Annotated in this window: 16 protein-coding genes and 1 tRNA gene; 10 read left to right on the forward strand and 7 right to left on the reverse strand. The window is 50.6% G+C overall.

The window, feature by feature from the left end; translation table 11 throughout:
• Position 1: 1 nt before the first annotated feature.
• Complete coding sequence (locus F4Z13_00300; protein ID MXZ47685.1) at positions 2-730, reverse strand: hypothetical protein; 729 nt, start codon at positions 728-730, stop codon at positions 2-4.
• 110 nt (positions 731-840) lie between these two features.
• Between F4Z13_00300 and F4Z13_00305 the strand changes: the two genes are divergently transcribed.
• Positions 841-2,049, forward strand: a complete 1,209-nt coding sequence (locus F4Z13_00305) for a glycosyltransferase family 4 protein (GenBank protein MXZ47686.1) — start codon at positions 841-843, stop codon at positions 2,047-2,049.
• 1 nt (position 2,050) lies between these two features.
• Here the strand turns inward: F4Z13_00305 and der are convergent, their stop codons facing one another.
• Both der and F4Z13_00315 read right to left on the reverse strand, forming a co-directional pair.
• Complete coding sequence (der, locus tag F4Z13_00310; protein ID MXZ47687.1) at positions 2,051-3,394, reverse strand: ribosome biogenesis GTPase Der; 1,344 nt, start codon at positions 3,392-3,394, stop codon at positions 2,051-2,053.
• A gap of 51 nt (positions 3,395-3,445) precedes the next feature.
• Positions 3,446-7,261, reverse strand: a complete 3,816-nt coding sequence (locus tag F4Z13_00315; protein ID MXZ47688.1) for a hypothetical protein — start codon at positions 7,259-7,261, stop codon at positions 3,446-3,448.
• Between the two features lie 315 nt (positions 7,262-7,576).
• On the opposite strand from F4Z13_00315, the gene F4Z13_00320 reads away from it, so the two are divergent.
• Both F4Z13_00320 and rlmB read left to right on the forward strand, forming a co-directional pair.
• On the forward strand, positions 7,577-8,959 hold the full coding sequence (locus F4Z13_00320) for a M23 family metallopeptidase (protein ID MXZ47689.1): 1,383 nt from the start codon (positions 7,577-7,579) through the stop codon (positions 8,957-8,959).
• A complete protein-coding gene (rlmB, locus tag F4Z13_00325) occupies positions 8,956-9,702 on the forward strand; it encodes a 23S rRNA (guanosine(2251)-2'-O)-methyltransferase RlmB (protein ID MXZ47690.1) in 747 nt (248 codons plus the stop codon). The genes F4Z13_00320 and rlmB overlap by 4 nt, the downstream gene beginning before the upstream one ends.
• Here the strand turns inward: rlmB and ligA are convergent.
• From ligA to F4Z13_00340, 3 genes are read right to left on the reverse strand one after another with little or no spacing between them, the layout of a single operon-like run.
• Complete coding sequence (ligA, locus tag F4Z13_00330) at positions 9,689-11,752, reverse strand: NAD-dependent DNA ligase LigA (GenBank protein MXZ47691.1); 2,064 nt, start codon at positions 11,750-11,752, stop codon at positions 9,689-9,691. The two genes, rlmB and ligA, sit on opposite strands and share 14 nt — an antisense overlap.
• A gap of 1 nt (position 11,753) precedes the next feature.
• Positions 11,754-13,472: a DNA polymerase/3'-5' exonuclease PolX gene (gene polX / locus F4Z13_00335; GenBank protein MXZ47692.1), complete on the reverse strand. Its 1,719-nt coding sequence runs from the start codon at positions 13,470-13,472 to the stop codon at positions 11,754-11,756.
• A 16-nt stretch (positions 13,473-13,488) separates the two neighbouring features.
• Positions 13,489-15,222 (reverse strand): AMIN domain-containing protein, encoded by a 1,734-nt coding sequence (locus tag F4Z13_00340; protein ID MXZ47693.1) that lies wholly within the window; start codon positions 15,220-15,222, stop codon positions 13,489-13,491.
• 104 nt (positions 15,223-15,326) lie between these two features.
• On the opposite strand from F4Z13_00340, the gene F4Z13_00345 reads away from it, so the two are divergent.
• The 6 genes from F4Z13_00345 to F4Z13_00370 all read left to right on the forward strand — a co-directional run bounded on the left by F4Z13_00345 (position 15,327) and on the right by F4Z13_00370 (position 19,240).
• Complete coding sequence (locus F4Z13_00345) at positions 15,327-16,094, forward strand: MBL fold metallo-hydrolase (GenBank protein ID MXZ47694.1); 768 nt, start codon at positions 15,327-15,329, stop codon at positions 16,092-16,094.
• Positions 16,095-16,129: 35 nt separating this feature from the next.
• Positions 16,130-17,353 (forward strand): 2,3-bisphosphoglycerate-independent phosphoglycerate mutase, encoded by a 1,224-nt coding sequence (locus F4Z13_00350; protein ID MXZ47695.1) that lies wholly within the window; start codon positions 16,130-16,132, stop codon positions 17,351-17,353.
• 41 nt (positions 17,354-17,394) lie between these two features.
• Positions 17,395-17,480: transfer RNA gene (locus F4Z13_00355), tRNA-Leu, on the forward strand.
• Positions 17,481-17,506: 26 nt separating this feature from the next.
• Positions 17,507-18,094, forward strand: coding sequence for a hypothetical protein (locus tag F4Z13_00360; GenBank protein ID MXZ47696.1), 588 nt, complete (start codon positions 17,507-17,509; stop codon positions 18,092-18,094).
• Between the two features lie 465 nt (positions 18,095-18,559).
• Positions 18,560-18,814, forward strand: a complete 255-nt coding sequence (locus F4Z13_00365; GenBank protein MXZ47697.1) for a type II toxin-antitoxin system prevent-host-death family antitoxin — start codon at positions 18,560-18,562, stop codon at positions 18,812-18,814.
• An 18-nt stretch (positions 18,815-18,832) separates the two neighbouring features.
• Positions 18,833-19,240 carry a type II toxin-antitoxin system VapC family toxin gene (locus F4Z13_00370; GenBank protein ID MXZ47698.1) on the forward strand — a complete coding sequence of 136 codons (408 nt, stop codon included), beginning with the start codon at positions 18,833-18,835 and terminating at the stop codon, positions 19,238-19,240.
• 90 nt (positions 19,241-19,330) lie between these two features.
• Here the strand turns inward: F4Z13_00370 and F4Z13_00375 are convergent, their stop codons facing one another.
• Positions 19,331-19,948 carry a tetratricopeptide repeat protein gene (locus tag F4Z13_00375; GenBank protein ID MXZ47699.1) on the reverse strand — a complete coding sequence of 206 codons (618 nt, stop codon included), beginning with the start codon at positions 19,946-19,948 and terminating at the stop codon, positions 19,331-19,333.
• A gap of 96 nt (positions 19,949-20,044) precedes the next feature.
• Between F4Z13_00375 and F4Z13_00380 the strand changes: the two genes are divergently transcribed.
• A partial coding sequence (locus F4Z13_00380) for a nodulation protein NfeD (GenBank protein MXZ47700.1) occupies positions 20,045-21,376 on the forward strand: 1,332 nt, incomplete at its 3' end.

The following is a 21,376-nucleotide window of genomic DNA, read 5'->3' on the forward strand; positions in this document are numbered from 1 at the left end:
CTTAGAGTAGGCGGAGCGGTTCTACTGCTCTTACGGTTCTGGGCTCATCCGTCAGTTCCCCGTCTCTTATTTCTATCTCGCACCCAGGAGCCAGTTGATCACATCTGGGGTTATCTTCTCCCTCTATTCCCGTATTATCCAGTCTGACGGTTATTATTACAGTTTCACTGCCCTCGGCTGATATCTTAATCAATATTTCTCCGTTTAGTTCATCGTCTTCGTCTGTACAATCTTTGTTCCCTTCAATGTCAACTTCTCCATTGAAAGTTATTTCGACTTTTTCTCGGTAAGATATCCCCTTATCATCCTTTATATCTATATCTCCAATTTTAACCACAGATCCGGGGAAAACATTTCTTCTCCCCGAGCCGATTCGAGAAGATTCGTCTCCGGTCTCAAAAATCTGAAGTTGAACTTCCGGGTCGAGATTTCCCTTTAGGGAAAATTTATCGTCCTGTAATATATCCTCTTCAATTGCTCTTACTTCGCAGTTTCGTATATCCCCGTTTTCCACGACACATGCCTTTATGACAAAGCTTGCTTCTTCGTAAGCGGACGGCACATCCCTGATGGTGCCCTCTATCGTTTCTTCATGGGATACATCGGCGTTTCCATTGTTCCCGCTTCCGCCGAAATCAACATCCAGACCGCATCCCGAAACTGCGAATAAGGAAATAAAGAGGAAAAACAGGTAGATTTTCACGGCGCTTGCGCGGGTTTTTGTGTGCATTAAGATTCCTCGATTTTTAATTTGCCTAGCATATAAAGATAACATGAAATTCGTATTAGTTTATTTTCCGCTTTGACACTCCGGGGGATTTTACCGCAATATCAGCCGATATGAAAAAAACAAACGTGCTTTTCATCAATCACTCGGTAAGGGACGGAGGACCGGGAAGAAGCCTTCTCTACATACTGAAGTACATCGACCGGGATAAGATAAACCCTTTTGTGCTCGTGCCGAAACACGACATATTCTCTGAGAGCCTGAAATCCGAGGGCATCTTTGAAAACGTCATAGTCGACCCCAGGTTTCCCGAGAACATACAGAAATCAGCAATGGTGGCGGACACCACACGGGCCCCGGGTCTTATGAGAGTTTTCTCCATAATCATAAACATAGTGAATATGCTCCGTCTGCTTTGCGGTTCCTCTAAGATAATCAGGGAAAACGGAATCGACATTGTCTACTGCAACGGAACCCTTGCAAAAATCGTGGGAACTCTGATCGGGAGGAAAAACAAAAAACCCGTTATCTGGCACGTAAGGAACATACAGCAGACGCGGTTTATGAAATCTTTAATGGAAACGCTCTCGGGGTTTCAGTGCGTGAAGAAGATAATATGCGTTTCCCGCGCCACGGCCAAGCCGTTTGAGAGGGCAAAAAACAAGGTTCACGTCGTCTATAACGGCATTGACCCCGCGGATTTCGACAGGGATTCCGTTCGGGGGTCTCTGAGAGAGGAGTTCTCCATTCCCCCGGATACAGTGCTTGTCGGAAACACCGGAAGGGTGGTTCCGAGAAAGGGCTACGTGGAATTCATCGACACTGTAAGCCGACTTGTCTCAGACGGCAATATCAAAGAGAAAACAAAGTTCGTTATAGTCGGAGATACTCCGTGGTTCTTTCCGAAAAACCACCTGCAGGAGCTTGAGGATCATGCGGAGAGGCTGGGGGTGCGGGATAGCTTTATCTTCACCGGATACAGAAAGGACGTAAGGCCGTATCTTAAGGATTTTGACCTCTTCGTTATTCCGTCCAATTACCCGGATCCTTTCCCGAGGTCAGTGATAGAGGCGATGGCGTTCAGCCTCCCCGTCGTGGGTTTTTCAATAGGGGGAATAGCGGAGGCCATTGAGGACGGAAAGACCGGTTTTCTCTGCGCACCGGGGGATTTTCAGAAGATGGGGGAGAGCGTCTCGATTCTTGCAAGGGACGCGGAGGCCCGGGGTGAGATGGGCCGAAACTCAAGGCGCAGGGTAATGGAAATGTGCTCCGCTGTCGAGCGAACCGCGGACGTACAGAAAATAATACTCGAGGCCCGGTGATCTAGACTTCCTTTCCTTCCCTGTCCCGAAACAGAAGCCTGAGGGGAGATCCTTCGAAGTCCGCGTACTCCCTTAACTTGTTCTCAAGGAACCTTCTGTAGTTCTCGGGGATACCCTTTGCCGAATTCGTGAAGATCGTGAATGTCGGCGGTGCGGTGAAAGGCTGCGAGATGTAGAAAAGCTTGATCTCCTTTCTTTTGTAGACCGGGGGAGGATGGCGTCTTGTAAGGTCTTCAAGGAACCTGTTTAGCTTTCCCGTGGAGATCTTTCTTCTGAAATTTTCCTCCACCCGCTCGACAGCGTCGAAAATTCTCCCGACTTTCTTGCCGGTAAGAGCGGAGATGGTCAGCACGGGGGCGTAGTCAAACCCGGTCAGTTTCTCCTTTGTAACCTCTTCAACTTCTTTGGGGTCCGCTATGTCCTCGGGAGCGAGGTCCCATTTGTTAAGCAGTATTATAAGGGCCCTGTTTCTGCCTTTAATCAGTTCCGCGAGGCGCGAGTCGTGGTGGGTCGGGCCTTCTTGACCGTCTATCATCAGCAGCACGATGTGGGCTCTTTCGATGGACCTTATTGCCCGGAAGACGCTGTGTTTCTCAACCGGGGCGTCTATTCTTGACTTTCTTCTTATGCCCGCGGTATCAATAAAGACGTATCTCTTCCCGTCTTTTTCATAGATGGAGTCAATGGAGTCACGTGTCGTGCCGGGCGTGGAACTTGTTATGAGTCTCTGTTCTCCGAGTATCCTGTTCACCAGGGTGGATTTTCCCACGTTGGGTTTGCCGATAACGGCGATTCTCGTCTCTTCTGACTCTTCCGGTTCTTCCGGTTGCCCGGAGGTTTCTATGCAGGAAGCGATCTGCTCCACGAGTTCGTAGATATTTTTGTTGTGAAGCGCGGAAATCGCCATGAAGTCATCCGTGCCCGTTCCGTAGAATTCGTATGTCTTCAGCACCTGCTTTATGTTTCCATGGTCGATTTTGTTTACGGCGTAGATGACTTTTTTTTCGGTCTTTCGAAGATACCGTACTATCTCGGAATCCTGAGGCAGGACCCCGTCCCTGCCGTCAAAAAGCATCACCACGAGATCCGCTTCCGAGATAGCCACGTCTATCTGCTCTTTTATGAGTGAGTAGTCCTGGTCGTCTTCGCCGAGTGAAAGTCCTCCGGTGTCAACCAGGGTGAACTCCTTTTCCTTCCATCGGGTGTCTTCATAGACCCTGTCTCTCGTGACGCCGGGGATATCCTCTACTATCGTCTTGTTCCACCCTATTATTCTGTTAAAAAGGGTGGACTTGCCGACATTTGGTCTTCCGACTATGGCTACGACCGGCTTTTGCCCGTTCATTGCGTTTCTCCGTTATCGCTTCTGGCAAGAGTATGACCGAAGCCTTGTCTTTTAAAAATTGAAATTGTAGAAAAAATCGACTCCGGGGTTTTCTCCGCCCATCTGGCTTTCAATCGAGAATCTTCTGTTCAGTCTCCATTCGAGGTTGAGCTTGTTGTGCATCTCCGCCGTGTGGTCAAGCGAGGTCTTGGAGGGCGACCTCTCGTAGCCGACGAAGATGTCCCTTGTGACGTAGGAGCCGACTTTTAGCGTGCTGTCCTCAAACCCTCGGTCTCCTTCCTGTATGCTCAGCAGGTCGAGGCCGATCTCAGAGCTTAAAAGCTCAGAGATTCCGCCTGCGGCAACTGCGGTCGCGAATTTCCCCATAAATGCCCTTTGCTGGCTCTGGAGCCTGTTGCTCGAAGCTCCGAAGACTATATAGGAGATTATGTCGATTTCTTCGAGATCAGGAGTGCTTGAGAGAGACAGGTCCGGTTCCCTCAGGTCTCCCGTGACGTTTACGTACACGTCTACATCGCCGGCGTCGTAATAGGCCTTGACGTTGAGATCCGGGTTATTCGATGCCCCCGTAAAATTAAGCGTGGCGTCCTCTATGTCGAAAAGCTTTCCGAAGACCGCGTAATACCCCTCGGATGACACTATGTTTCCCTGCATGTTAAGGTCGCCGCCCGGTTCTTTCTTGAGCCTCAGTTTTCCTCTTGTATTAAAGTTGGCCTCCTTGGTTTTAATCCACGTGCCCGAGGAGATGTCGACTGAGATATCCATCGCGGTTTTTTCTCTGTAAAAACCGGTTTCATTCTGTGCCTCAAGTGAAAACTCGTCGGCCAAGCTTTCGGTTTTCTCTATGAAGCTGATGTCTTTTATGGTTTTTATCCTGCCCGGGTACAGGCGAATTCTTCCCGCGGTGACCTTGGTCTTTCCCGTTATTTCAAGAAATTCGCCTTTTTTTTCTATCTTGAGATCACCGGAGAGATCCGTTTTTATCGAATGAGGATTAAAACGGACTTTCTCCATCTCAAGATTTGCGCGGTAGGTGAAATCGGAGATGTCCATTTTGCCTTTCAGGTAGGCTCTTCCCTGTTTTGAGAGGATTTCCGTTCTTGGCAGGGAGAGTTTTGTTCCGCTGAACGAAAGCTTCGCATGCTCGGTGAAGAGACTGTTTCTGAGCTGGGCAAGAGAGAGTCTTACGTCATTTAGTTCAAGGTTCCCTTTTACACGCGGTTTTGAGAGGGTGCCGTTTAGAGAAAGACTGCCGGATGAAAAGTCGCCATCGATTTTCTCTATCGAACTTGAAAAAATTTTCACGAAACCAAGACCGTACCCGTCCGACTTCAATTCAAGGTCCATCGAAGTTCCCATTACCGCTTCCAGCGGGCTCTGCGCATTTCGCGGAACCAGCAGATCTCCCCGTAAGCTCAGGCTTTCCTTCTGTCCTAGTGAGGATAGCAGGTCCAGAGAAAGTCTTCCTTCTTTGCCACCGAGTCTGATTTTCATATCTCCCGATGCCGGGAATCCGTAAGAGAAGCCTTCCGATCTTATTTCGGCCTGAACTGAAGGAGCGGTAAAAGAACCACTGGCTCGGACTTTTCCGTTGAGAGTTCCTCCCAGGTCGTGTCTGAGATTAAGAACCTTCGATATGATCAGCGGATTAAAGTTTGTTATGTCGGCCCGCAGGTCGATCGTTTTTTCTTTCCTGTCGATTTCTCCCAGAAAGCCGGAGATTCTCCCCTCTCCGTAGGTAAGTTCATCTCCCCGAATGCTTGTCCTGTCAGAAGATATGTCAAGGAGTATATCTCCTTTGTTTTTAAACAGTTTTTCGTCCAGAAGACCTTCAAGATACGTGATCCTTAATCTTTTCTCGTGTTCCATGAGGTCGCTGACGCTGAATTCTGAAGAGGCGTAGGAACCGTCTTTCTTGCTCAAAAGGACTCCCGCGTCAAAGCGAGTTTCCGTTCCCCGAAGCTTTGCCTCGATCGTGTCCGAGTAATTGCCGAGAACGCGGGCCCGTTCTCCCAGCAGGTATATATCAAGCGATACCTTGGGGGCGTTTTCTAAATCAATCCGGGTGCTTGACCTAACGGACATGTCCTGAACTACGAAGTCTTCTTCATAGGCGAAGTTCTCTACGCGCGAGTTCGCCTCGATAAGCGGGGTGGAAATGTCTCCGCTTATCTTTCCGCTTGAGTCTATTTTTCCTAAAACCAGAGGAATCCTTTCGTCAATCTCGGAGAGAAAACTCAAGTCCTGCGTTTTGAATTCAAAAACGCAGTCAATACCCTTCTGCGTTACTTTGGTTTTTTCCGCGGACAGGGAAAATTGATCGGACAGGACGTTAAGCCTGGTTACCTTCAGGGTTCCTTTTTGAATGCTGCCGTCTATCTGGGAGTTTATGTTCGTTATTCCGTATAGTTCGTCTGTTTTAAGGTCGGCGTTTACGCGCAAGTACTTGTCTTTGAAGAATTTGGCTTTTTTCGGTATCGCCCCCTTAAAAGTCGCGCTTCCGTCGACATAGTTGTCAATTGTGATATCCGGGAATTCGAATTTCAGCTTGAATCCTTTTGCCTTTGAGGTCGAATCGAAATCTATACCGTCGTTTCTGAACGTCATGTAACCTTCGATCCGAAGGCTGCTCTGCTCGCTGTCTATTACGTCGAGATAATCGGGTTCGATCCGAAGGGAATAGATTTCCCTGCTCGCCCAGCTGCCGCTTACCCTGAGATTCGAGTTCAGCCTTGAGTCGTTTCCGAACTTAAGCGGGTAGGGGGTGCGGTTGAGTATCTCGGTCAGTTCATCCGTGTTCGCGCCGTTTAGCTCCGCGGTGAGATCAAACCAGTTCTTCTCTTCTCCCGCGAGCCATTTCTTAAAGTCGATGCTGCCCTTCAGGCTTGACTCCCCGAATCCTCCGCCTGCCGTGCCTTCTATAAAGGTCTTTGTCCCTTTAATGGTTACAGGTCTGAGGTCCATCCGAAACGGCTTTCCATTAAGAAAAGAATCGGGTGTCGAGATTTCCATTGTGCCGACCATGTTGTCTAGGGAGTGCATCTTCAGCTTCGTTTTTGCCTTGAGGTTTACTTCTCCCTTTTCAGTTATTCCGAGCGTGTCGAAATACACGGTCATGTCGAATTCGGGGTTCCTCAGGCCTCTCGCGATCCCGCTTCCCCTGACCGGCACGCCCTCGACCTTGAATCCCGCGTCTTTGAATACGCAGTCCCAGGAAGCTATATCGATTTTCCCCTTGAGGTTTCTTATCCTGATTCTGGGGGACACGTAGTCGAAATTTATGTCCTTCGCGTCAAGTTCGACCTTTTTCGTCAGTTCAATGATGTTTATCGAGAATAAAGACTCCTCAACCAGGTCAAATTCCCAGACCTTGTCTCTGGTGCGGTCAACAATCGTAATGCGGGAATCGCGGATTCTGTTATTCGAGAAAATGAGGCTTATTCTTTCCCCTTGCGGGCCCTTGGCGGTTTTGTCCTCGTTCTTCAGCTTCTTGAAATCCCATACCCCGCGGCTGTCCTTTGCAAGAAAAACCCTGAGACCCCGTATCTCCGTGTCGGACAAGTAGAGCTTCTTTCTCGAGATCATTGAGTAAAGAAGCGGGATTGAGTAGTTCGTCGAGAGTTTTTCGATCTTCATGTAACTCTCTCCGGCTATTTTTACTTCAATATCGTTTATCTCCAGTGTGGAGATTATGCTTCCCTCGATATCTCCGAGGCTGATATGGAAATTGGGGATTGAGTTTAGCCTTCGCTCTATGAGGTTTTTTGCGTACTGGCGGCTTCCCTCGGTCTGGGAGAACAGAAAAAGCCCCAGGACAAGGCCGCAGATTACTGCCGTGAATATAAAAAAAATCGTTCTTCGACGCACTGTCCTTAGTAAAAACGCAGGGAACTTCTCTTCTGTTACGCTGTATGGATCTGGATTTTCCTAACAAGCCTATTATACTTAAAAGCCGCCAAATAAAAACAGAACTCACTTGAGGTGCCCGGAAGGTCCTTTCCAAAGAAATGTTCTGTTCGCTGCGGGCTTTTCCCCGTAAAACCGGATCGTGCGAGAGGCAAGTTTGAGATTCCCGAGGCGGTGCGGAAACAGGGTTTCTTTCAGGTTCACTTACGCTATCCGGGCTGCTCTTATGATGTTATAAGCGAAGCTGCTACGGTAATTCGAAGGAGGTTGTTTTAAATGCTAAAGGTGTCCGGAAAACAGGTTGCGGCTGTTTTTGGGATTGTGCTTCTGATCATTGCTCTCATAAAAGTCATCTCCATTGCCGAGATGAGCCCTCCCGTCATATCCTTTGAGCGGGATGTTAAGAGTCTCGGCTTAAAGCCCCTTGATGTGACGGTGTCTGACAAGGGCACAGGGCTTTCCAAGGTGCGCATCTCTTTGCTTGACGCTTACGGGGAATCCGTTCTTGTTGAAAAAGAATACGAGAAAGGAACTAAAAGCGATGTTATAAGCGTGAGAATCAACCCCGAGAAGCTTGGCATAAAAAGCGGCGCAGCGGAACTTCTAATAGAGGCGACTGACCGTTTCATGAATGGTCTTTTCCCCGGAAAAAAAGCCGTTTTCAGCCAGAGAGTCACCCTGGATTTCATCCCTCCCCAGATACAGGAACTCTCGCCCGCGCTGTACATAAGACACGGGGGCGCGGGAGTTGTCATCTACAAGGTCTCTGAGGACACGGTCTCAAGCGGCGTCGAGATAAAAGATCTCTTTTTTGAAGGCTACACGGGATACTTCGAAGACCCCTCGGTACACCTTGCCTTTTTCGCCTACCCGTATAATGCGGAGAAGGGCGAGAAGATAGAAATTCTTGCTACTGACGCGGCCGGCAACGAAACGAGGGAATCTGTCTATTACCGGCTTCTTCGGGCCTCTTACGTAAAGGATGAGATAGGCCTCTCCGAGTGGTTTCTTAAAAGCAAGGTGCTTCCGCTTTTCACCAAGGTCTACGGCTATTCCCCGGTCGGAGATGACGGGAAACCTGATTTGCGTAAGGCGTTTCTGAAGATCAACAGCGAAACGAGAAAGGAAAACGACAACAGGATATATGAGATTGGAAGACAAAGCAGGAAGGAGATTCTCTGGAAAGGGAAGTTCAACCAGCTTCGCAATTCCAAGGTGGGCGCGACATTTGCGGATCACAGGAGATACCTGATGGACGGCAACGTGATCGACAATCAGTATCACCTCGGCTACGACCTCTCGGTTACTAAAAAATACCCCGTTCCCGCCTCCAACACCGGAGTGGTGGTTTTCGCTGAGCACCTCGGCATATACGGCAATACGGTTATCATCGACCATGGAATGGGAGTTATGAGTCTTTACTCCCACCTGAGCTCGATGGATGTGAGCGTTGGGGACAGCGTGGGTAAAAAAGATATCGTGGGAAGGACGGGCACTACCGGGCTTGCCGTTGGAGATCATCTGCACTTCGGGGTTTACGTCCAGGGAATTCCGGTGAGGCCGCTTGAGTGGTGGGATGCCAAGTGGATCAACGACAACATACTGTACAAGGTTAACTACGTTAAGAAGAATTTCGGGGTCGTGGAGAATCCGCGTTGATTGTCTACGGCAAGAATTCAGTCACAGAACTTCTCCGCAATTCTCCTCGGGAGATAAAGAAAATCATGGTCTCGGAGAATTTCGACGTTTCTTCTGACCCGAGGATTAACGCCTCGATCAAGAAATTCCGCATAAAACTCACTCATCTTCCCAGAAACGCAATTACGGACATATGCAAAAGCCCGAATCACCAGGGTATAGCGGCTGAAATCTCTGATTTTACCTACAGTTCGGTTGAGGAGATCCTCGGTGTGGCGAGGGAAAGACGGGAGAAGGTTTTTCTTCTTGTTCTCGATCATATGGAAGACCCGCAGAATTTCGGCGCCATAATAAGGACCGCGGATTTTCTCGGAGTCCATGGAATCGTGATACCCGCTGACCGGGCGTGCGATGTGAATCCGACGGTGGTAAAAGTTTCCTCCGGGGCTTCGGCCAACATAAAGATCGCCCGGGAGACGAATCTCGGCAGGGTGATCGATGCTCTTAAGAAAAAAGGGGTCTGGGTCGCGGGAGCCGATGCGGGTTCCGAGGACGCGGTCTGTGACTGCGACTTCGCTTCGCTCGATATAGCAGTTGTGATCGGGAACGAGGGCAGGGGAATGCGAAGCAAGACAAGGCAGAAATGCGATTTTCTGCTTTCTGTTCCAAGAGAGGGGAAAGTGGAATCTCTAAACGCTTCTGTAGCCGCAGGAATCTTTCTCTACGAGGTCTACAGACAGAGGCGCGGAACTAAAGCCCTATGAGGCTTTTCAGATGTTCTTCCGTAATGATATCCGTTCCGAGCTCGCGGGCTTTTTGAAGTTTCGTGGTTCCTGGGTCCGCTCCTGAAACCAGAAAATCGGTCTTTCCGGATACCGAGTTAACGACTTTTCCGCCGAGTCTCTCTATCTCGCTTTTTACCTGCTCTCGGGTAACCGAAAGAGTGCCTGTCAGAACAAACGTTTTTCCGGAGATCTTTTCGTTTTCCCCTGACGGTTCTGGTTCTTCCTCTATTCTCACCTGACGCAAAAGCGCCTCAACCACGCTTTTCCTCTCTGGATCCTCAAAAAATCTAAGTATGCTCTGCGCCAGTTCTTCGCCTACCCCATCCACGCGAATAAGGTCCTCGGCCGTGGCTCCCATAAGACTCTCGGGAGTTCTGAATTCGCGGGCTAGCGTCTGCGCGGTTCTGGAGCCCACGTGCTTTATGCTGAGGGAGTTTAAGAATCTCTCAAAACTTACATCCCTGCTTTTTTCTATTTCTTCGAGGAGATTCTCAACGGATTTTTCCGCAAACCCCTCAAGTCCGAGAAGCTGTTCCCTCCTGAGAGTGAAAATATCGGCCATGTTTCTCAGGATTCCTTCGTTTATCAGTTGCTCCACTCTTTTCCCCCCGAGTCCTTCTATGTCAAAAGCGTTTCTCGAAGCGAAAAGACTTATTCTTCCTTTGATCTGCGCGGGACAGGAGGTGTTCGGACAGAGATGAAATGAGCCTTCTCTCTCAATTGAAGCTTCGCAACGGGGGCAGTCCTTCGGCATGGAGAAACTTTCCTTTCCTCTTTCCTTCGAGGGGACGACTTCCACCACTTCCGGTATCACGTCTCCCGCCCTTTGCACAACCACGGTGTCGCCGATTCTCACGTCTTTTTCCCTTACGGTGTCCTCTGTGTGAAGGGACGCCCTCTTTATCTCGATGCCGGATATCTTTACCGGCTCAAGCTCGGCCACCGGGGTGAGGTGTCCCGTTCTTCCGACCTGGATGGTTATATACCTTATTTTCGTGGTTACCTGCTTGGGGGAGAACTTTATGGCCACGCTCCAGCGGGGATATTTCGCCGTTGTTCCCAGGATTTCCTGCAGCCTCCTGCTTCTTACCTTCAAAACGGCCCCGTCGATCTCATAATCAATGGAATCTCTTTTCCGCTCAAGCTCCCTTGCGTACTCAATGGCCTGGTCGATGCCCAGGCAGCCTCTCGGCTCTTCAGCAATGAACCCCCATTTATGGAAAGCCTCGTATATTTCAAGCTCGTCTCTTAAATCCACCCCTTCGCAGCTACCCACTCCCCAGGCGTAAAAGTGCAGGGGACGTCGCGCGGTCACGGAAGAGTCAAGCTGGCGAAGTGAACCTGAAGCCGCGTTCCTCGGGTTTTTAAACAGCGTCCTAAGAGGCTTCGGTTTTTTATCTTCTTTTAAGAGGGTTTCGTTCTCTTTTTCAAGTTCCTCATTAAGTTTTTTAAGCTCTTCATTCAGCTTTGCGAACAGGCTTTTCGGGAATACGACCTCCCCCCTTATCTCGACCAGCTTAGGCTTTCGTCCTCTCCCCGAAAGAGCCAGGGGAACGGACCTTACGGTCTTTACGTTCGCCGTTATCTCCTCTCCCGTTTTCCCATCTCCCCTGGTGGCGCCGTGGAGCAGCTTTCCTTCAGCGTAGGTAAGCGATGCCGAGACTCCGTCGAACTTGGGCTGCAGGACGTATTCGATTTCTTCTTCGGTCTTGAGAAATCTTTTTATCCGCTTGTCAAACTCCCTGGTTTCCTGCTCATCCACTGCGTTATCGATGCTCATCATCGGAATTACGTGGGAGAACGGATTGAACTGCTCGGCAACCTCTCCCGCGACTCTCTGCGAGGGGGAATCCGGGACGGCCAGGCCGTAGTCTTGCTCAAGCTCAACGAGCCTTCTCATGAGTCTGTCATAATCGGCATCGGGAATCTCGGGGTTGCTCTCCGCGTAGTAGAGATGGTCGTGGCGCCTTATTTCCTCTCTCAGGCGGGATATTTCCGCCCGGGCCTGCTTTTTGGTGAGTCGGGCCATTTTACGAGTCGTGGCTTGCAAGCCATTTAAGGAGCCGAGAAAGACCGTAGGTGTTTACGACGTCTGTTTTCTTTACCCATCCCCGCCTTGCCGTTCCGACCCCGAAAATTATCCTTTCAAGGTGCTGTATCCTGTGGGCGTCCGTTGACACCATGATTTTCACCCCGGCCTCAACGGCTTTCCTGGCGTGAGTATCCTTAAGGTCAAGCCTCTTGTAGGATGAGTTTATCTCAAGCGCCTTATCGTGGTCTCTCGCGGTTTCGATAACGGCGTCTATGTCGACCCTGTAGGGCTCTCTCTGCCCTATCAGCCTTCCGGTCGGGTGTCCTAGGGCGTCCACGTTGGGGTTCTCTATGGCACCGCATATCCGTCTTGTCATTTCCCTCTCTTCCATGGAGAAAGAGCCGTGAACCGACGCGACGACGAAATCAAGTTCCCGAAGCACTTCATCTGGATAATCAAGAGAGCCGTCGGGCAATATGTCGACTTCGGAACCCATGAGTATTCTTATCGCTCCGCCTTCGGAGTTTATTTTCTCCACTTCCTCTTTTTTCTGCCAAAGTCTCTTTATGTTTAGCCCCTTTGCTATCCTTGATGAGGGCGAGTGGTCGGTCATGGCTATGTATTCGTAGCCGAGCGAGGTCGCCTTGTCCGCCATCTGCCGTATCGTTGACGCTCCGTCGCTCCAGGTTGAATGGGCATGAAGGTCTCCCCTTAAGTCTTCTACCTTAAGCAGCGCGGGAAGTTCCCCTGCGCGTGCCGCTTCGATCTCTCCGCGGTCTTCCCGCAGCTCAGGGGAAATGTAGTCTAGCCCGAGGGATTCGTAGATTTCTCCCTCGGAGACAAAGTAGCCATTACCGTTTCGGATGCCCACGGGACCCGTCTCAAGACCCTTAGCCGCCGCGATTTCCCTTATTCTTGCGTTATGGGAGCGCGAGCCCGTAAGGCTCTGAAGCGCTGAGCCGTAGCAGTGGGGCTCTACGACAAGAAGATCGGTCCGCACCCCGGTCTGCGTGAGGACCCGCGCGCTGTTTTCGGTTCTGCGGAGAACCTCCTTGGTGAAGCCGAGGGCTATGAATTCCTCAATCGCTCCCGCATGGTCATCCGCCGAGGCGATTATGTCTATGTTCGCGACGGTTTCCCTCATTCTTCGAAGCGAACCGGTGAGTTCGGCCCGCAGGACGCCGGGGATTTCCTCTATTTCCTCTTTTATTGCTGTGCCAAGAGGGTGGGCTTCTGTAAGCCTCATTCTCTTTTTTCCGCCCTCGAAGACCTCTACCGAGCGCGATATCTGCTCGATTTTCTTTTTTCCTATGCCGTCTACCTCGAGAATGTCCGGGCTGGCGATGGTTTCCTTAAGGCTTTCGATGTCCGCTACTCCGAAGTGCTTTACGAGGGTGCGGAGAAACTTCGGTCCGACTCCTCTTATATCGAGAAGTTCTGCGAGTTCGTCGGGAACCTGTTTTTTTATCTCCTCGTAGTAGGCGATCTTCCCGGTGAGCCTGTGCTCGATTATTTTCTGGGAAAGATCCTTGCCGATTCCCGGTATCGTTGAGAGTTCCTTTTCCCCATCGAACTCCTCAAGGGAATCCGGCATTGAGGAGATGTTGCGCGAGGCCTTTCTGTAGGCGTTTATCTTGAAGACGTTTTCATCCAGAATCTCAAGAGAATCGGCTATCCTTGAGAATATTTTCGCAATCTCGTTGTTTACGCTGTCCATAAAGCACGTTGGGGCCTCAGGAGACTTTCTGGGTCTGCATTGAGTACTTCTTTATTCCTAGGACTATTCCGTCCACTATTCTATTTATGTAGGCTTCGCTCTTCAGTCTTTTTTCCTCTCTGGGATTTGTTATGAAAGAGGTCTCAATCAGCAGGCTTGGCACATCCGCTCCGATCAGCACGACAAAAGGCGCCTTTTTCACTCCCTTGTTGTTTATGTACTTGTATTTCACGGAAACGTTCTGGATTATGGATTTCTGCACGTAACCGGCGACCTGCTGGGACTCTTCTTTCTTGGCGCTGAGTATATATTGCTTGAGCGTGCTTCCAAGCTCATTCAGTCCCTTGGTCGTGGTGGCGTTCTCCCTGGCCGCGAGCTGCAGTGAGGTCTGGTCGTCTGTAAAGCCCAGTATGTAGGTCTCTATTCCGTGCGCCTTTTTCCTTCTTGCCCCGTTGCAGTGTATGGATATGAAAATGTCTGCCTTTCTTTTTTTCGCTATTGCCGTGCGCTCCTCAAGAGGAATGAACCTGTCGGTGCTTCTTGTAAGGTAGACGTTTTCTATGCCGAAGCTCTTTCCCTCTTCTATAAGCCTCTCCCTCAGTCTCTTGGCTATCCTGAGGTTTACGTCCTTTTCCCTGAGGCCGCTTGGACCTACGGCTCCCGGATCATGTCCTCCGTGGCCCGGGTCGATCACTATGGTCCTTACCTTGAGTCCGAGGGCTTGCTTGAGGCTCGCTATCTCTCCTTCGGGAACCTTGGATTTAAGAGAGGGTCCCTGCTTGTCGTGTGAAGGAGCACCCTCCGCGAATATTTTCTCAGGCTGCGCTCCCGCTCCCTTTATGTCCATCACGAGCCGGAAAGAGGGGTTCTGTTCCGATTTTGGCAGGGAAAAGACCTTGTGGCCTTCAAGATCCTTTATGTAGAGCACGACGCGCGAGATTCCCGGGCGGTTGCTCGCGAAACTTATCTTCTCAAGAAGTCCTTTCGTGATGGGCTCGATGTTGACCGAATCCGAGATGACGGTTTTTTCGAGGTCAACGTAAAGACGGGGAGGGGTTTTGAGCTCGGGGTCGGCACGCAGCATTTTGGATGTGTACTCGATCTCTCTGTCGGCCTCTATTACGACCCGCGTATAGTCGTCCGTTGACCAGTGCCTTATTTTCTTTACGACGGCGTATCCCTTGGGGTATTTTTTGGGCGGCGCTTTTTTTGCCGCAGGCTCTGCTTTCTTTGAAGTCTTTGCTCCCGTGAGTGTCGCCAGCTTCTTCTTCGCTATCTCGTAGGTGTCTGCTTCCTCCATTCCGTAGACGATCCTCTGGTACGCCGTTGCGGCTTCCTTTTTCTCTCCCCTGCGCTCAAGGATCCTTCCCATCCGAAGCCACGAGTCGTCGGCCAGGCTGTCTTTCGGATATCTTTTCACAAACTCGCGCGAGTACTGAAGCGCTTTCTCGGAGTCCTCGGGCGTTTTGAACCTGAGAGACTTTCTGTCGTAGACCCTGGCGGCGGCGAAGAGACAGAGCGGGGCATTTTTCCACTCGGGGTTCTGCGAATACAGCCTGTAGAAAGTGCTTCCCACGAGATCCCATGTTTCGCTTCTTTTGGCTTTTTCGGAATTTGACTCGAGCTGGCGGTAAAGCTTGAAATTCTCTTCGAAGAGGGCCCTGTCTTTCTCCTTCGCCGTGGCGAAAGAAAGGGTAAGCAGGCAGATAAAAGCTATGAGAAAGGGAAAAAGTTTTATGCGGCTTCTCACTTTACACAGAAAGTATATTGGCTGTTGGGCCGTTGTAAATTTTTTTCGGAAGATTTGTATGTTATGTTCTTACAAAATCAATTCTACCATGTTTGGCGTGTTCTATGAAGGTCAGAGTGCTTGGATGTGCCACTTCAACAGGCGTTCCCGTAGTGGGCTGCCAATGTGACGTATGCACATCGGATAATATTAAGAACAAACGTACTAGAAGTTCCGTGGTTGTCGAGGTGGCCGGAAAGAAAATACTTATCGACACCTCGACCGATCTGAGGACCCAGGCTCTGAGGGAGGGCATAACCAGGATCGATCTCGTTCTCTATACCCACTCCCACGCGGACCACACCCACGGAATAGATGATCTTAAGGCGTTTAACTTCATAAATTCAATGGACATAGACTGTTACGCAAACCCGGTGACCCTCGATGACATAAAGCGGAACTTCGCCTACATATTCGATTCCTTCCCCGCCGCGGGAGGAAAGCCCAGGCTTAACTTCAAGGAGATAAACGGGGAAATCAGGTTCGAGGGAATCAGGATACAGCCAATCGACATCTATCATCACAACTGGCAGATACTCGGCTACAGGATCGGGTCTTTCGGTTACGTTACAGACTGCAGCGCCATTCCCGAGGAATCCTACGAAAAGCTCTCGGGGCTTGACCTTCTGATACTCGGCGCGTTGAGGTACAAACCCCACAGGGCCCACTTCAACATAGAGCAGGCGGTAGGGGAAATAGAGAAACTGGGGCCCAAAAGGGCCCTTCTTACCCATATGGGACACGAGCTTGAATACGAAAAGCTCCTCGCGGAACTCCCGGATCATGTAGAGCCGGCGTATGACGGAGCCGAAATAGAACTGAGTGACCCCTGATATTATCCCGCCCGGGTGGCGGACAAGGAAGAAAAATGCAGGATCTCGTATCAAAACTTGTTGAGAAAAACTCCTCGAAGATAGTTCTCTGCGTTCTTGACGGACTCGGGGGGCTTCCCGTTGACGGAAAGACCGAACTCGAGGCGGCCCGGACCCCGAATCTTGACCGGCTTTCTTCGGCCGGGTCTCTGGGGCTGCACGTGCCGGTTGAGAGGGGCATAACCCCTGGAAGCGGTGCCGCGCACCTCGCGCTTTTCGGCTATGATCCCGTCAGAAACGAGATAGGAAGGGGGGTGCTCGAAGCTCTTGGCCTCGGCATCGATCTTGGCCCGTCGGACGTGGCGGTGAGGGGCAACTTCGCCACCGTGAAATACGAAGGGGATAACCCGGTCGTTACCGACAGGAGAGCGGGCAGGCTCAGCACCGAGGAGAACAGGAGGGTGATTTCTAGGATTTCGTCGGTCGTCAAGGAGATATGCGGGGTAAAAGTAAATTTCTATCCAGGTCTTGAGCACAGGTTTGTCGCGGTTCTGTCGTTTCTGGCGCAGCTCTCGGAGTCAGACGCGCTTGTCTGCGACACGGACCCGCAGGCAGAAGGCAAAGCTCCTGTCAGGCCCCGCGGGGAGAACGGCAGTTCCCAGAAGACGGCCGAGATCGCGGGAGAGCTGATTGACAGTGCCTGCGAAGTGATAAGGGATGAGCCCGTTGCCAACTACATGCTTCTCAGGGGCTTCTCCGTGCGTCCTGATCTTCCGACTTTTGATGAGGCCTACGGGCTTCGGGCAGGTTGCGTTGCCGCCTATCCGATGTACAGGGGAGTGTCGAAACTGCTCGGGATGGACGTCCTTGAGGTCACCGGGGATTCCATCGGTGATGAGATCGAGACGCTTTCTCGTAATTTCGAGGATTACGATTTTTTCTACCTCCACGTGAAGAAAACGGACAGTTACGGAGAGGACGGGAATTTCGGGGCGAAAGTAGGCGTGATAGAAGAATTCGATTCGCTTGTTCCAGAAATCATGGGGCTTGGGGTTGACGTTCTTGCCGTAACGGGTGACCACTCGACCCCGTCGGCGATGAAGTCGCACAGCTGGCACCCGGTGCCTCTCATGATCAGTTCTAAATACTGCCGGGGAGGGAACGTGGCGGGTTTTTCCGAATCGTCCTGCTCATCCGGCGACTTGGGGGTCATAAAGGCAACTGAGATAATGCCGCTTCTTCTTGCCCACGCGGGACGGCTCCGCAAGTTCGGCGCTTGAAATTTGTTCCTTGCGTGATACTTTTTACAATCCGATTTCGTGCCGAAGTGGCGGAATAGGCAGACGCGCTATCTTGAGGGGGTAGTGCCCTACGGGCGTGCGGGTTCGACTCCCGCCTTCGGCACCATAAAGTAGATTCCTTGTCAACAAGCTATGCCTAAGCAATGGAATGAGAAAGCCCTCTTTTCCAAGCAAACTAGGAAAAACATAGCTTTATTTCTTCCCATGCTTGCAGTAATTGTCTCTATTGTTACGGCCGGAGCACTCATTTGGAACGGATATGAAAACAGAAAACATTACAAACTGATTGTTAGCCCAATGGTTGATACTTACATATCGAGCAATCTGCTTGATGACGACTCAGGGATTTTTATAGTGAACAAAGGCATTGGTCCTGCTAAGATAAATTTCAAAAAAATCTTTCTTGATGGACAGGCAAGCACTCCCGAAAAAATAATGCAGCAGATGATTGAAGAAGGCATTATTTATTCAGGAACTTCCTCTTCTTTAACTTTTCAAACTTTTTCTTTGAAAGAGGGAACTAAACAAGGAATTTTAAGGTTTTCTTATAAATCGGTGAAGCCTTCTGCTCAAAGGAGGTTTAGGGACTTTATCCATTGCAGGTTAGACCTTCACTACGAATGGTGTTCGGTTTATGGCGACTGTACAGATGAAAAGACGGATGGAGATGCGGTAAAAGCGCCTTTTTGCAGGGAAGTGCTACCAGTAGAAAATAATTAAAGATTTGGCTTTCAAGAGAAGAATTCTTCAATCCTGAAATATAGATGATTCCCCACTACACTACTGTCCCGAGGTTTTAAACTGAGCGTATTGTAACAACCTGATTACAGCGATAAAACAAACAGCCGGGCTGAATGTGGTAGTCCGATTCCCGAGTATATTTCATGCCATGGGGTCGCCTATACAGGCCATGAAGATTTGGATGGAGAAAGGGAAAGGTTTTGCCGTGGAGACCCGTCCGGCTTCAGAGGATCGTCCTACGCGTGAAAAAATCATGGTTGCCTTGCAGGATTAATTGACGGTTTTCTCAAAGTGCCGCGTAAAAGAGTCGTTCCTAAGCTGGTTTCATGCCCTTCTGGCAGACGACTTTCAGTCCCGGTTCCTTGACTTCCATTTGTAGTCACGATATAGTTACACTTGCGAATGTGAAGTTTTAAACGGTGCAGAGAATCAGGAGGCTGTTTCATGGAATTTGCTTTGCGTCAGGCAAAAGCGCGTCTTTCCGAGCTGGTGTCCGCTGCCGAGAAAGGAGAGCGCGTCGTCATAACAAAATACGGGGAACCCGTGGTTGAGCTCGTGCGTCTGCGCGGGCGCGGAGGGATCGACCTTGAGAAGCTTGCGGAGGATTGCAAACGGGCTGGAATCCGGGAAAGCAAGGAGGGGTGGCCGAAGGAGTTTGACGATCCTGCGTTCAGCCGGAAAGTCCTTGGGCTCGAGTAGGAAATCCTGAATCGTCCTATGCGTATACTGCTCGATACGTCTTATGTCTACGCTCTGATGATGGCGCGCTGGGACCTTTCAGAGACAGAGAAGCTGATTTTCTCCAGCAAAGACATCCGGTTCCATGTAAGTGCCGTGTCCGTCTGGGAAATGCGCCTGAAATTCAATGCCAGGGACCATTCGGGCAAGCGGAAAAGCGAATTTGACCCGGAAGACGTCGTAGAGCTGCTGGCGGTACACGACGTGGTTTTTTTGCCTATGACCGCGGGTCACGCAGCCTGCAGGCTTAAAACCCCAATAGCTCACAGAGACCCGTTTGACGAACTCCTGCTTGTTCAAGCTCAGCAGGAGAACCTGAAGTTTCTCACGACAGACCGCCAGATAATCGGACATCCATTGGCTGTTGGCCCGGACTTCATTCGGTAAAACCGCGTACTGATCAATAATTACCCTGAAGCAGGTAATTACGGCTTAATAAAGACAGGTCTGGGTTTTTTGCTCCGGGTCTTGATGAGTTTAAAAACCAGCTTTGCCCGGCGTCTCGCTGCGGATTTTTTCCGCTTTCTCGGGTTCTCCGATCTTTTCGTACACAAGACTCAGCTGCCTTCTCGCCTGGACGTAATAGGGGCTTTCGCTTCTGTTCACTTCGGAGAAGTATTCTATGCTCTTGTCCCAGCTCTCAAGCTCGAAAGCGGACAGACCGATCACCAGGTTCGCGCCGTCGCGGAAAATACCGTCTTCGGGGTCATCACCGAGGAAAAGCTCAAGATGCTTTATCGCTTCTTCGAATTTTCCAAGCTGGTAGTTGATCATCCCCATCTGGTAAAGAGCCAGAACCGACACGTCGGTTCCGGAATGCTCCTCACGTAGCGTTTGCAGCTGTGAAAGAGAGGTCTCCATTTCTCCGCTGTTGTAGCTCTTAATAGCCTCGCGGAGTTGCTCGTTTGCCAGGAGGTCTTTTTCTTCCTGTTGCGAGGAAACGAAGCAGACTGCGAGCAGGGCCACCGCTATGACGCCCATGCCGATAAGTATCTTGTTGAAGTGCTCCGAGAGGCCTTCGAGGGATTCCGCCAGGAACTCTCTGAATTTGTCGGGGCGCTTAAGTTCTTTGGTCGTATATTTTATCTTGGGCATGAATCGTAAATTTTTGCCTTTTATAGAAAAGCGGCAAGCCTGTAAATTCCGTTTTATTACTGCCGGATTTATCTGCTGTGTTAGAATATTTCTTGAGTGAACATGATACGTTGTTTCTTAAGGCAATGTCAAAGGTTTTCGGGGAATTATCGGAGGAATCGGCTGAGGTTTGATTCCCCGGCCCGAAAGTCCGGACGAAAAAGGATTATGCCCCAAGCGGGCAGGGGTCCGCTTCTGCGCGTTTCAGTCTTTTTCCTGCTTCTCTCCGCGATCTTGGGTTACCAGGTATCCGCCGCCGATCCGGAGGCTTCTCCCCGGACGGCAGAGATAGTCGAGATCGAGATAAACGGTTCCATAAACCCCTCGACAGTGGATTACATTAAAAGCGGTCTCACAGAAGCGCGCGCCCGCAACGCCACCGCTCTGCTTATCCTCCTCGATACTCCCGGGGGGCTTCTTAATTCCACGAAGGACATAGTGAAGGTTCTTCTTAATTCCGAGGTTCCGGTGATAGTTTACGTCTACCCGAGGGGAGCGACTGCCACTTCCGCGGGAGTTTTCATCACGCTCTCAGCCCACGTGGCGGCCATGTCTCCCGGAACAAGCATAGGGGCGGCCCATCCCGTGATGCTGGGGCGTGGCCAGCAGAGGGGCCCGGCCCCCGGGAAGCCGGAAGAAAAGAAAGACGATAAGTCTTCTGACGTGATGAACGAAAAGATTGAGAATTTCGCGTCGTCTTTTATGGAAAGCATAGCCAAGGAAAGGGGAAGAAATGCGGAATGGGCAGTCGATTCGGTGAGAAAAAGCGTTTCGGTGACCGCCGATGAAGCGCTTAGCAAAAATGTGATTGATATCATCTCTCCCGATATTCCCTCGCTTCTCTCCGAGATAGACGGCAAGGAAGTGAAAGCAAGCGGCCAGAGCGTCCGTCTTGAGACAGCCGGCGCGAGCACGCAACGCCTCGAGATGAGCCTGCGGCAGAAGGTGGTCAATATTCTCAGCACCCCGGACATAGCGTTTCTGCTTCTCTCCCTGGGCTCGCTCGGAATATTCCTTGAGTTCTACAACCCGGGAATGATTTTTCCCGGAGTCGCCGGACTTATTGCCCTGCTCGTCGGTTTTGTCTCCCTTCAGATCCTTCCTTTTAATTACGCCGGCCTCATACTTCTTTTCGTCGCAATGGCGCTTTTGATATCGGAGGTGTACGTGACGAGTTACGGCCTTTTGAGCCTTGCTGCGCTTGCGTGTCTTGTGTTCGGGGGGCTTTTGCTTTTTGATACGCCGGAATCTGATATCGGCGTGAGCAGGGGGACCATAGCGGCAGTGGCCGTAGCCATTGGATTGCTCTCGGTTTTTATTGTATATTTAGGCGTGAAATCGTTCAAAGTTCCCGTTCAGGGCGGTTTCGAGGGGATGGTGGGTCAGAAG

This window comes from Candidatus Dadabacteria bacterium (assembly GCA_009837205.1).
GTDB lineage: Bacteria > Desulfobacterota_D > UBA1144 > Nemesobacterales > Nemesobacteraceae > Nemesobacter.